General features: G+C 67.4%; 11 protein-coding genes. 3 read left to right on the top strand and 8 right to left on the bottom strand.

From position 1 onward, the window contains the following. Window positions 1-217: 217 nt before the first annotated feature. Window positions 218-1,216 carry an ABC transporter ATP-binding protein gene (locus ACWC1K_RS18035; RefSeq protein ID WP_450832404.1) on the top strand — a complete coding sequence of 333 codons (999 nt, stop codon included), beginning with the start codon at window positions 218-220 and terminating at the stop codon, window positions 1,214-1,216. A 104-nt stretch (window positions 1,217-1,320) separates the two neighbouring features. Here ACWC1K_RS18035 and ACWC1K_RS18030 read toward each other — a convergent pair whose 3' ends face one another. From ACWC1K_RS18030 to ACWC1K_RS18000, 7 genes are all read right to left on the bottom strand, one after another. Further along, window positions 1,321-2,469 (bottom strand): ABC transporter ATP-binding protein, encoded by a 1,149-nt coding sequence (locus tag ACWC1K_RS18030; RefSeq protein WP_450832402.1) that lies wholly within the window; start codon window positions 2,467-2,469, stop codon window positions 1,321-1,323. Then, the gene (locus ACWC1K_RS18025) at window positions 2,462-3,514 is read right to left on the bottom strand and encodes an ABC transporter ATP-binding protein (protein WP_450832400.1); all 1,053 of its coding nucleotides are present in this window, start codon (window positions 3,512-3,514) and stop codon (window positions 2,462-2,464) included. The genes ACWC1K_RS18030 and ACWC1K_RS18025 overlap by 8 nt, the downstream gene beginning before the upstream one ends. A gap of 11 nt (window positions 3,515-3,525) precedes the next feature. Beyond that, window positions 3,526-4,467 carry an ABC transporter permease gene (locus tag ACWC1K_RS18020; RefSeq protein ID WP_450832398.1) on the bottom strand — a complete coding sequence of 314 codons (942 nt, stop codon included), beginning with the start codon at window positions 4,465-4,467 and terminating at the stop codon, window positions 3,526-3,528. Beyond that, window positions 4,460-5,389, bottom strand: a complete 930-nt coding sequence (locus ACWC1K_RS18015; protein WP_450832396.1) for an ABC transporter permease — start codon at window positions 5,387-5,389, stop codon at window positions 4,460-4,462. The genes ACWC1K_RS18020 and ACWC1K_RS18015 overlap by 8 nt, the downstream gene beginning before the upstream one ends. 139 nt (window positions 5,390-5,528) lie before the next feature. After that, window positions 5,529-7,160 carry a peptide ABC transporter substrate-binding protein gene (locus ACWC1K_RS18010; RefSeq protein ID WP_450832394.1) on the bottom strand — a complete coding sequence of 544 codons (1,632 nt, stop codon included), beginning with the start codon at window positions 7,158-7,160 and terminating at the stop codon, window positions 5,529-5,531. Window positions 7,161-7,726: 566 nt separating this feature from the next. Continuing rightward, window positions 7,727-8,182, bottom strand: coding sequence for a VOC family protein (locus ACWC1K_RS18005; protein WP_450832393.1), 456 nt, complete (start codon window positions 8,180-8,182; stop codon window positions 7,727-7,729). Window positions 8,183-8,243: 61 nt separating this feature from the next. After that, window positions 8,244-8,648, bottom strand: a complete 405-nt coding sequence (locus ACWC1K_RS18000) for an ATP-binding protein (RefSeq protein WP_450832392.1) — start codon at window positions 8,646-8,648, stop codon at window positions 8,244-8,246. Between the two features lie 78 nt (window positions 8,649-8,726). On the opposite strand from ACWC1K_RS18000, the gene ACWC1K_RS17995 reads away from it, so the two are divergent. Beyond that, window positions 8,727-9,578, top strand: a complete 852-nt coding sequence (locus ACWC1K_RS17995; protein ID WP_450832391.1) for a helix-turn-helix domain-containing protein — start codon at window positions 8,727-8,729, stop codon at window positions 9,576-9,578. 2 nt (window positions 9,579-9,580) lie between these two features. Then, window positions 9,581-9,781, top strand: coding sequence for a DUF397 domain-containing protein (locus ACWC1K_RS17990; RefSeq protein WP_450832455.1), 201 nt, complete (start codon window positions 9,581-9,583; stop codon window positions 9,779-9,781). A 52-nt stretch (window positions 9,782-9,833) separates the two neighbouring features. Here the strand turns inward: ACWC1K_RS17990 and typA are convergent, their stop codons facing one another. Continuing rightward, window positions 9,834-11,741, bottom strand: a complete 1,908-nt coding sequence (gene typA, locus ACWC1K_RS17985) for a translational GTPase TypA (RefSeq protein WP_450698411.1) — start codon at window positions 11,739-11,741, stop codon at window positions 9,834-9,836. Window positions 11,742-11,854: the final 113 nt, after the last annotated feature.

Here is an 11,854-nt window from a genome sequence, read left to right as displayed (position 1 = left end):
GGGCCGGCGACCCCACCCCCGGCCGGCCCACCCCAGAACGCGAGGAGCACCACATGACGACCACCCCCTCCTCGCCACCCCTGCTCAGCGCCCAAGGCCCGCACGCAGCCTCTCCCCGGCCGCGAGACACAGGACCCGAACGGCAAGCAGCCTCCGCGCACATCGGGCCGGCGACCCCACCCCCGGCCGGCCCGCCCCAGGACGCGAGGAGCACCACATGACGACAACCCCCTCCTCGCCACCCCTGCTCAGCGCCCAGGGCCTGCACGTGACCTTTCCCGGGCGGCACGGTGCCCCCGCGGCGCGGGCCGTCGACGGTGTCGAACTGGACATCCGGGCCGGGGAGATCGTGGCGCTGGTCGGCGAGTCGGGCTGTGGCAAGACGACGCTGGCGCGTTCGCTGCTCGGCCTGGTGACCCCGGCCGCGGGGCGGATCACGTTCGCCGGGAAGCCCCTGGAGTACTCCTCCCGGGCGCTGAAGGCATACCGCCGACGCGTTCAGCTCGTACTGCAGGATCCGACCGGCTCCCTCAACCCCCGGCACACGGTGTACGACGCCGTCGCCGAGGGCCTGCGGATCCACGGCCGTACGGGGAACGAGCGGGCGGCCGTGGCCGAGGCCCTCGCCCACGCGGGTCTGCGCCCCCCGGAGCGGTTCTTCCTGCGCTACCCGCACGAGCTGTCCGGCGGCCAGCGCCAGCGGGTCGTGATCGCGGGCGCACTGGTCCTGGAACCCGAACTCATCGTCGCCGACGAGCCGGTCGCCTCCCTCGACGCCTCCGTACGCGGCGAGATCCTCGCCCTCCTGCTGAGGCTGCGCACCGAACTGGGCCTGTCCGCCCTGGTGGTCACCCATGATCTGGGCCTGGCCTGGAACATCGCCGACCGGGTCGCGGTGATGTACCTGGGCCGGATCGTGGAGACGGGCGAGGTGGAGCAGGTCCTGACGGCTCCTCGCCATCCGTACACCCAGGCGCTGTTGTCGGTGTTGCCGGAGGCCGGAGGCGATCCGGTGGTACTGACGGGCGAGCCGCCGGATCCGTCGCGCATTCCCGCCGGGTGCCGGTTCCATGCCCGCTGCCAGGTGCTGGCGAGCGGGGAGGCGGAGCGGGCGGGGGTGGCGGACGCGTGCCGGAACCAGGACCTGGAGGTGCTGGGCGGGGGTGGCGGGGAGCAGGTGGCCTGTCATTGGGCGCGGGCGCGGACCACGGCCTGAGGCAGACCGGCGGCACGCGGCCGCCGAGCAGCCGGTCCCCCGGAAAACGCCGATTCCCGGCACCTTTGCGGGGTGCCGGGAATCGTACGGGTGCTGCCGGGGCGTCAGGCCGCGCCCACGACGTCCTTCTCCTCCGCGAAGTGGCACGCGGACTCGTGCGCCGCCGGGGAGTCCGAGCCCTTGAAGCGCTCGGGGATCGCAAGCAGCGGCACCTCCTCGGCGCACTTGTCCTCGGCCTTCCAGCAGCGGGTGCGGAAGCGGCAGCCGGACGGCGGGTTCGCCGGGGACGGCACGTCGCCGGTCAGGATGATCCGCTCGCGGTGCTCACGGGCCTCCGGGTCCGGCACCGGAACAGCCGACAGCAGCGCCTGGGTGTAGGGGTGCGTCGGGTGCTCGTAGATCTGCTCGTCGCTGCCGATCTCGGCCATCTTGCCGAGGTACATCACACCGACCCGGTCCGAGATGTGCCGGACGATCGACAGGTCGTGCGCGATGAAGATGTAGGAGAGGTTGAACTCGTCCTGCAGTCGCTCCATCAGGTTGATGACCTGAGCCTGGACGGAGACGTCCAGGGCCGAGACCGGCTCGTCGCAGATGATGATCTCGGGGTTCAGGGCCAGGCCGCGGGCGATGCCGATGCGCTGGCGCTGACCGCCGGAGAACTGGTGCGGGTACCGGTTGATGTACTCCGGGTTGAGGCCTACGACGTCCAGGAGTTCCTGCACCTTGCGGCGGCGGTCGCCCCTGGGTGCCACCTCGGGGTGGATGTCGAAGGGCTCGCCGATGATGTCGCCCACCGTCATACGGGGGTTGAGCGAGGTGTACGGGTCCTGGAACACCATCTGGATGTTGCGGCGGACGGCCTTCAGCGCGCGCCCGGACAGCTTGGTGATGTCCTGGCCCTTGTAGAAGATCTCGCCGGCCGTCGCCCGCTCCAGGTTCATCAGGAGCTTGGCCACCGTCGACTTGCCGCAGCCGGACTCGCCCACGATGCCCAGGGTCTCGCCCTGGTGCAGGTCGAAGGAGACACCGTCGACGGCCTTGACCGCGCCGACCTGCTTCTTGAACAGGATGCCCAGGGTCAGCGGGAAGTGCTTGACCAGGTTGCGCACCTGGAGAATGGGCTCACCCCGCTCCACCGGCGCCTCGATGGCGGCGACGGCTTCCTCCTCGGAGTGGGCGTCGACCACGTCCACCTCGGAGACGTTCGGCGTGGCGTCCTGCGGCTCGTCGTTCTTGTTGAGCTCAGCCATGGAGCGTCTCCTTCCAGAAGTGGCAGGCCGAGGCGCGGCCCGGAAGCTCGCCGCCGTCCTGCTCGGTCACCGGCAGCAGCGCCGGGACGTCCGTACGGCAGACGTCCTGGGCCTTGGGGCAGCGCGGGTTGAAGGCGCAACCGGTGGGGATACGCAGCAGGTTGGGCGGCAGGCCCTTGATCGCGTACAGCTCCTGGCCCTTCTGGTCCAGGCGCGGGATCGAGTCCAGCAGACCGCGCGTGTAGGGGTGCGCGGGCCGCTTGTACAGCTCGTGGACCGGTGCGGTCTCGACGATACGGCCCGCGTACATCACGGCGATCTTGTCCGCGACGTCGGCGACGACGCCGAGGTCGTGGGTGATCAGGATCAGGCCCATGTTGTACTCGCGCTGCAACTCCGCGAGCAGGTCCATCACCTGGGCCTGGACCGTCACGTCGAGGGCCGTGGTCGGCTCGTCGGCGATGATCAGCTCCGGCTCCAGGGCCAGCGCCATCGCGATCATGATGCGCTGGCGCATACCGCCCGAGAACTGGTGCGGGTAGTCGTCCACCCGGGCCGCTGCGGCCGGGATCTTCACCCGGTCCATCAGCTCGATCGCCTTGGCCTTGGCCTCCTTCTTGGAGAGGCCGAGGTGGACACGGAACATCTCGCCGAGCTGGTAGCCCACGCTGAGCACCGGGTTCAGGGAGCTGAGCGCGTCCTGGAAGATCATGGCGATGCGCCTGCCGCGGATCTTGCGGCGGTCCTCGGCGGACATCTTGAGCATGTCCTGGCCCAGGAAGCGGATCTCACCCTGGGGGATCTTCGCCGGGGGCATGTCGAGGATGCCCATGATGGCCTGCGCGGTCACGGACTTGCCGGAACCGGACTCGCCGAGGACGGCGAGCGTCTCGCCCGCGCTGACGCTGTAGTTGACGCCGTTGACCGCCTTGACGACACCCTCGCGGGTGTGGAACTCGACGTGCAGGTCCTGCACTTCGAGCAGGGGCCCGTCATGGGCCTCCCTGGGGGCGGGCGCGAATGGGGCGTCTTCGATGATCGTCACGTACGCCTCCCTCAGCGCATCTTCGGGTCGAGGGCGTCGCGTACCGCGTCGCCGAGCATGATGAACGCGAGCACGGTGAGGCTCAGCATCGCACTGGGGAAGAACAGCACGTGCGGAGCGGTACGGATGACCGTCTGCGCCGACGAGATGTCATTGCCCCAGGAGACCGCGCTGTCCGGAAGGCCAATGCCCAGGAACGACAGGGTCGCCTCGAGCGAGATGTAGCCACCGAGAGCGATGGTGGAGACGACGATCACCGGGGCGACCGCGTTCGGAAGGATGTGCCGCAGCAGGATCCGCCCGGTACCGGCACCGAGCGCCCGCGCCGCCTGCACGAAGTCCTGCTGCTTGACGGTGATCACCGAACCGCGCATGACGCGGGTGATCTGGGTCCAGCCGAGGAAGACCATCGCGGCCACCACCGTCCACACCGAGCGGTGGGTGAAGGCGTTGAGGGCGACGATCGCACCGAGCAGCAGCGGAATGCCGAAGAACACGTCGGTGAGCCGGGACAACAGCGAGTCGATCCAGCCGCCGTAGTAGCCGGCGATCATCCCCATGGCGCTTCCGAGGACCGCGACACCGAGGGTGGTGAAGATACCGACGGTGATCGACGCGCGAGCGCCGTAGACCGTGCGGGCGTAGACGCTGCGGCCCTGGCCGTCGTACCCGAACCAGTCGGCCTGGCCGATGTGGCTCCAGTTCGGCCCGGTCAGGTAGTGGTGGGCCAGGTCCGCGTGCCTGGGATCGGTTGAAGTGAAGATCCCGGGCACTGCGGCGACCAGCACCAGCAGAATGATCAGCACGCCGGAGATGACGAAGAAGGGATTGCGACGCAGGTCATGCCAGGCGTCGGACCAAAGGCTGCGCGGCTTGTCCTGGGAGGGGCTGGGAGTCGCCGTGCCGGCGATCGCTTCTTCCAGGGCCGTTTCGGTCGTGAGTGCCTCAGGCATAACGGATCCTCGGGTCCAGGACGGCGTAGAGCAGGTCGACGACGAGGCTGGAGATCAGGTAGACGATCACCAGAACGGTCACGATGCCGACGACCGTCGTGTTGTCGGACTGGTTGATCGACCTGTACAGCGTGTTGCCGATGCCGTGAACGTTGAAGATGCCCTCGGTGACGATGGCTCCACCCATCAGCGCGCCCAGGTCGGTACCGAGGAACGTGACCACGGGGATCAGTGAGTTGCGCAGCAGGTGGACACCGATGACGCGGCGACGCGGCAGGCCCTTGGCCACAGCCGTGCGCACGTAGTCGGCACGGAGGTTCTCGGCGATGGATGTCCGGCTGAGCCGGGCGACATACGCGAAGGACAGCGAGCCGAGGATGATACCGGGCAGGATCAACTGACCGATGTTGTTGGAATCCTGCACTGTCGGGGTCACCCAGCCGAGCTGGTTGCCGAAGACCGTCTGGGCCACGAAACCGAGCACGAAGATCGGGATCGAGACCAGCAGCAGCGTGACGACCAGCACCAGCTTGTCGTAGAACTTGCCGTGGTTGAGGCCGGACAGGAGTCCCAGGCCGAGACCGACGACGATCTCGATGGTGAACGCGACCAGGGCCAGCCGGATCGTCACCGGGAAGACCTCGGACATGACGTCCACGACCTTGCGCCCGGTCACGAAGCTGGTGCCGAAGTCCCCCTTGACCACGTTGCTGATGTAGTGCCAGTACTGCTCGAACACCGGCCGGTCGAGCCAGTACTCGTGCTTCAGGCGCGCCATCGCCTGGGGGTCGGCAGGTCTGTCGCCCCACAGTGCCCGGACGGGGTCACCGGGCAGGGAATACACCATCAGAAAGATGAGCAGAGTGGTCCCGAGGAACACCGGGATCATCTGGAGCAGTCGCCGCGCGACGTAGCGCCCCATCGAGCCTCCATTGTGAGCCGCTCCGGCGGCCGCCCCGCCGCGTTCGCCTTTTTGAGGGGTGCGGGGCGGCCACCGATTACGAACGGTGGGGCGCCCGCGGCCTGCGCGGGCGCCTCTGTGAATCGACCGTTGCGGCCTCTTACTTCTTGTAGACCTCGACGTCGCCGAAGACAACCTTGCCGAAGGTGTCGTAGCTGACGCCCGTGACGTTCTGCGAGTAGCCCGCGTTCGTCTTGTAGTACCACAGCGGGATGGCCGGCATGTCCTTGTACAGGGCCGCCTCGGCGTCCTGGTACAGCTTCACCGACTCCTCGAGCGTGGCGGCCTTGTCCGCCTTCGCCGCGAGCTGGTCGAAGTTCTTGTTGGAGTAGCCGCCCTCGTTGCCCGCGGCGGTGCTGCCGTACAGGTCCTTGAGGAAGTTGGCGTTCAGCGGGTAGTCCTGCACCCAGCCGGAGCGGTAGAGGCTCTGGACCTTCTTCTTGGTGCGGACGTCCAGGGCCGTCTTGAAGTCGGCCTTCGAGTCGCCCTCGCACTTGACGCCGGTGTTCTGGGTGATGTTGGCGCACACGGCCGTCACCCATTCCTTGTGACCGCCGTCGGCGTTGTACAGGATCGAGATGGTGGCGTTGGCGCCGCCCGACTCCTGGACCAGCTGCTTGGCCTTCTTCGGGTTGTACGTGCAGGCCTCGCCACAGGCGTTGGCCTTGTAGCCCTCGACGGCCGGCGGGACGAAGCCGGTGGCGGGCTCACGCGAACCGGCCAGCACCGTCTTGGTGATGGTGTTCCGGTCGATGGCCATGGACAGGCCCTCGATGAACTTCGCGCGGTCCTTGAGGTTCTTGATCGTCGGCGCGTACTCGGCGACGGCGACGGTCTGGATCGCGTTCTGCGGAGCGTCCACCGCGCGCTTGCCCAGGTCCTGGTGGTACTTGGCCATGTCGGTCGGCGCGACCTGGTCCAGAACGTCCAGGTTGTTGGAGACCGCGTCCTGATATGCGGCCTCGGAGGTCGTGTAGAACTTGAAGTCGATGCCGCCGTTCTTGGGCTTCGGGCCCGCGTAGTTGGCGTACGTCTTCACCAGGAAGTCCTGGTTGTGGTTCCACTTGGCGAACTTGTACGCGCCGTTGCCGATGGGCTCCTGGCCGTACTTCTTCGGGTTCGTGTAGAAGACCTTGGGCAGCGGGTAGAACGCGCTGTAGCCCAGCTTGTAGGTCCAGTACGGCACCGGGTTGGCGAGCGCCACCTTGATGGTGTAGTCGTCCGGCGTGGTCAGGCCCGACATCTTGTCGGTCTTCGGGGCGCCCTTGTCCGGGTGGACGTCGGTGTAGCCCTTGATGTCCGCGAACCACGAGGCGTTCTGCTGGGCGTTCTTCGAGTCGGCGCCCCAGTTCCAGGCGTCCACGAACGAGTGCGAGGTGACCTTCTCACCGTTGTGGAAGGTCCAGCCCTGCTTCAGCTTGATCGTGTAGTGGCTGGCGTCGTCCTGCTTCACGGACTCGGCGACGAGGTTCTCCAGCTTGCCCGACTTGGGGTTGTAGTCGACCAGGCCACTGAAGAGGGCGTCGGTGATACGGCCACCACCCGTCTCCATGACGTTGGCCGGCTGGATCGGGTGCTGAGGCTCGTTGCTCTGGTAGCTGAAGACGCCAGCCGGGTCGACCTTCTTCGAGCCACCGCTGCCCGAGTCGCTGCTTCCACCGCCACAGGCCGTCGCACCCAGCGCCACAACCGCGGCTATCGCAACCCACTTGGCGCTCTTGGCACCACGCATGGGGCTCCTCCTCATGAGTCCATTGGTTCACCACATGGGGGGGCACAGGACTCATCACCGTCACCGGTGCCTGAAATGGTCAAGTGCCCCGCGCTCGTGAGTCGACGCCGCCTTCAGCGTGTGACCCGTTTACCCGAGCTCTACGCGCCTAACTATCTGCCATGTGCCATGGCCGAACCACACCCGCAAGGTCTCGATTCGATCACACCTGGCGCGCACATCTTCCAAAATCCGGACAAAGTGTTTGCTGAAAGATCCCTGCGAAACGGACTTGTTACACATCTATCGGGCTCGAATGTCCGTATACCGAACGCGAACGGCATGAAAATTCAGTTGCGGAATCGTGGCGCCTGTGCAGGGGTGCACGGCCCACCACTTTCAGCCAACGAGCCCGCACGACAGGGCCGCTCGCCGGGCCCTCACAGATGACGGACAGGCCCACGCTGGCAGAAGAGTAATGCCGTCGGATCCGCCTTGACGGATCCGAGACGAGAACGAGGGTTTTCCCTACCCCTGCGGTGCTGGACCCGGGGCGCCCAAAGGGTCAGGCCCCGGGTCATCGGCCCTCAGACGATGTCGAATTCGTTGCCTTCGGGGTCCTGCATGGCGGCGGCGTAGAGCCCCATGTCCGGCTCGTCCTTGATCCCCAGCACGGTGGCACCCTTCTTGACCAGCCGTTCCACCACGGTGTTGACCCGCTGAGCGCGGACGTCCAGTGGGACGTCACGACCCCCGCCGACCTTCAGGTCGAAGTGCCACCGGTTCTTGGCGACCTTCGGCTCCGGAACCTGCTGGAACCACACCCTCGGTCCACGCCCCTCGGGATCGATGATCGACTCCGGGATGTCCCCGGCACCGGCCGGCAGCTCTTCCTCCGGCACCCCCATCGCCGCCCAGTACGCACGCCACGAGGCGTGCCCGCCCGGCGGAGGCTCGGGCACATAGCCCAGGGCCTCGGCCCAGAAGCTCACCATTCTCTGCGGATCGGAGCAGTCGATCGTCAGCTGCACTGTCATCTCCATGCTCGGAGCATCGCAGGCGGGTCTGACAGTCAGTCCGCTTCCGCCTGAGCCGACCAACGAGCTACGGGACGGCCAGGTCACACCAGATGAATTTGCCCCGATCGCCGAACCTGGCCGACGGCTGCCACCCCCAGTTGTCCGCGCACGCCATGACCAGCCCGAGCCCCCGCCCCTCCTCCACCTCCCCGACCTGCTCCAACGGCCTCGGCGGCTTGGGCGGTTCGGGGTCGGCGTCCCACGCCCCGATCCACACGGCGCCCTCCGGGGACCTGCGCACCCGGAGGGCGGCGGGTCCCTTCGTGTGGCGTACGGCGTTGGAGACCAGCTCCGCCGCGAGGAGCTCGGCCGTGTCCGACAGCCCGATCAGACCGTGGATGGTCAGGATCAGGCGCAGCGTGCGGCGGCAGACGGTGACGGCTCTGAGGTCGTTCGGGATGTAGAGGGTGTAGTCCCAGGTTTCGGGCATGCGTCATCAACTCCGGTGGGTGAGTGGTCTGGGCCCCGAACGAGCGACATCTGCAAGGCAGTTGGGCAGGAGGAACAGTTGCCGCCGAAAAGGCAGCTCACGGTCCGCAGGGTGCGGCTGGGCACCGAACTGCGCAGACTGCGCGAGGCGACAGGCATGAAGGCCCGCGCAGCAGCGGAGTTGCTCGGCATCGACTCCGTGCAGATCAGCCAGATCGAGTCCGCTGTCGCCGGCGTCAGCGCCGAACGCGTGCGCCGTCTGGCGACCCACTACTCCTGCACTGACGCGGCGCTGATCGACGCTCTCGTGTCCATGGCCACCGACCGGACCCGTGGCTGGTGGGAGGAGTACCGAGATCAGCTGCCCGCGCCGTTCATGGATCTGCCCGAGCTGGAACATCACGCCCGCTTCCGGTGGGACGTGGAGTTCCTGCATGTCCCGGGTCTTCTCCAGACCGCGGATTACGCTCGGTGCCTCTTCTCGTACGTGAACCCGCAGTTCCCGCCGAGCGATGTCGAGCGGCGGGTCGAACACCGCATGAAGCGCAGGATCATCATCGAGCGCACGGAGCCGGTCCCGTACGAGGCCGTGATTCATGAGGCGGCACTGCGCATCAGGGTGGGCGACCGCTCCACAGCACGGGCTCAGCTCGCCCGTGTCCTGGAGATCTCCGAAGCCGATCACGTCACCGTACGCGTCATCCCTTTCGACCTGGACGGCTTCGGCGGGGCCGGAAGTGCGATGGTCTACGCCGGCGGCCCCGTCCCCCAGCTGGACACCGTCGTCCGTGACGGCACCGGCGGGCCGGTTTACATCGATACCGAGGCCCAGCTCAACCGATATCGAACGCGATTCCGTAGAGTGGAGAGCGTGTCACTGGACCCGGACCATTCGCGGGACTTCATCCACCGGCTGGCGAAGGAGCTGTGAGTGTGCTGACCCCCCGCTCCTGGCAGAAGTCCTCGTTCTCCGGTGGTGACGACGGCGACGCCTGCGTCGAAGTCGCAGACCTGGACACCCACATAGCCATCCGCGATTCAAAGGCTCCGGCCAGAGCGTCCCTCGCCTTCCCCGCCGAAGCCTTCACCTCGTTCATCGAAGCCCTGAAGCGCGCAGCCCCCGCAGCAAACTGAAAAGCCCGGGCGCCCCCAAGCTGGGGGCACCCGGGCTTCAAGTGGCCGGTTGTCAGCCGTGCTTGGCGCGGCTCGCCGCGCGGGCGCGCTCGCGGGCGTCCAGGTTCACCTTGCGGATGCGGACCGCCTCCGGGGTGACCTCCACGCACTCGTCGTCGCGGCAGAACTCCAGGGACTGCTCCAGGGAGAGCTTGCGCGGCGGGACGATCGCCTCGAACGTGTCGGCCGAGGACGACCGCATGTTGGTGAGCTTCTTCTCCTTGGTGATGTTCACGTCCATGTCGTCCGAGCGCGAGTTCTCGCCGACGATCATGCCCTCGTACACCTCGGTGCCCGGCTCGACGAAGAGCACGCCGCGCTCCTGGAGGTTGGTCATCGCGAAGGCGGTGACGGCACCGGCGCGGTCGGCGACGAGGGAGCCGTTGTTGCGGGTCGTCAGCGTGCCGAACCACGGCTCGTGGCCCTCGTGGATGGAGTGGCCGATGCCCGTGCCACGGGTCTGGGTCAGGAACTCGGTACGGAAGCCGATGAGACCGCGGGACGGGACCACGAACTCCATGCGGACCCAGCCCGAGCCGTGGTTGGACATGTTGTCCATGCGGCCCTTGCGGACGCCCATCAGCTGCGTGACCGCGCCCATGTGCTCCTCGGGCACGTCGATCGTCATGCGCTCGACCGGCTCGTAGACCTTGCCGTCGACGTCCTTGGTGACGACCTGCGGCTTGCCGATGGTCAGCTCGAAGCCCTCGCGGCGCATCTGCTCGACCAGGATGGCGAGCGCCAGCTCACCACGGCCCTGGACCTCCCAGGCGTCGGGACGCTCGGTGTCGAGCACACGGAGGGAGACGTTACCGATCAGCTCACGGTCGAGGCGGTCCTTGACCTGACGGGCGGTGACCTTGCGGTCCTTGACCGCGGCCTTGTTGTCGGCGCCCTTGCCGGTACCGCCACGGCCGACCAGCGGCGAGGTGTTCGTACCGATGGTCATCGAGATCGCCGGCTCGTCGACCGTGATCAGCGGCAGCGGGATCGGGTTCTCGGGGTCGGCGAGGGTCTCGCCGATCATGATGTCCGAGATACCGGCGACGGCACAGATGTCGCCCGGGCCGGCCACCTCGGCGGGCTTGCGGGTGAGCGCCTCGGTCATCAGCAGCTCGGTGATGCGCACGTTGGACATCGTGCCGTCACGCTTGATCCAGGTGACGGTCTGGCCCTTGCGCAGCTCGCCCTGCTCGACGCGGAGCAGCGCGATGCGGCCGAGGAAGTTGTCGGCGTCCAGGTTGGTGACGTGCGCCTGGAGCGGGGCCGTCTCGTCGTACTCCGGAGCCGGGACGTGCGACAGGATCGTGGAGAAGAACGGCTCCAGGTTGGTGCTGTCGGCCGGGACGGTGCCGTCCTCCGGCTTGGTCAGCGAGGCGACACCGTCACGCGCACACGCGTAGACGATGGGGAACTCGATCTGGTCCTCGTCCGCGTCCAGGTCGAGGAAGAGGTCGTAGGTCTCGTTGACGACCTCGTCGATCCGGGAGTCCGGGCGGTCCGTCTTGTTGATGCACAGGATGACGGGCAGGCGCTGCTGGAGCGCCTTGCGCAGCACGAAGCGGGTCTGCGGCAGCGGGCCCTCGGACGCGTCGACGAGCAGGACCACCGCGTCCACCATCGACAGACCACGCTCGACCTCGCCGCCGAAGTCGGCGTGGCCGGGGGTGTCGATGATGTTGATGGTGATGACGTCGCCGCCATCCTTCGGGTGGTACTTCACGGCCGTGTTCTTGGCCAGGATCGTGATGCCCTTCTCACGTTCCAGGTCGTTCGAGTCCATCATGCGGTCGTCGAGCGATTCGGCGGCGTGCGCGGCGAAGGCACCGGCCTGCTTCAGCATGGCGTCGACGAGGGTCGTCTTGCCGTGGTCGACGTGGGCGACGATGGCGACGTTGCGGATGTCGTGGCGCGTGGCCATGAAGGCGTACTCCTGGAGTGTGAGGAAGGCCGACGCGTACGTCTGTGTTACGCGGACCCTGCCGGGCTGAACACGCCACGGCCTTACACCATGGTACGGGGCGGCTGCGGCGG

Source organism: Streptomyces sp. NPDC001492 (assembly GCF_053597275.1).
The sequence above is the reverse complement of the archived record's forward strand: the minus strand, read 5'-3'. Positions and strand labels throughout refer to the sequence as shown.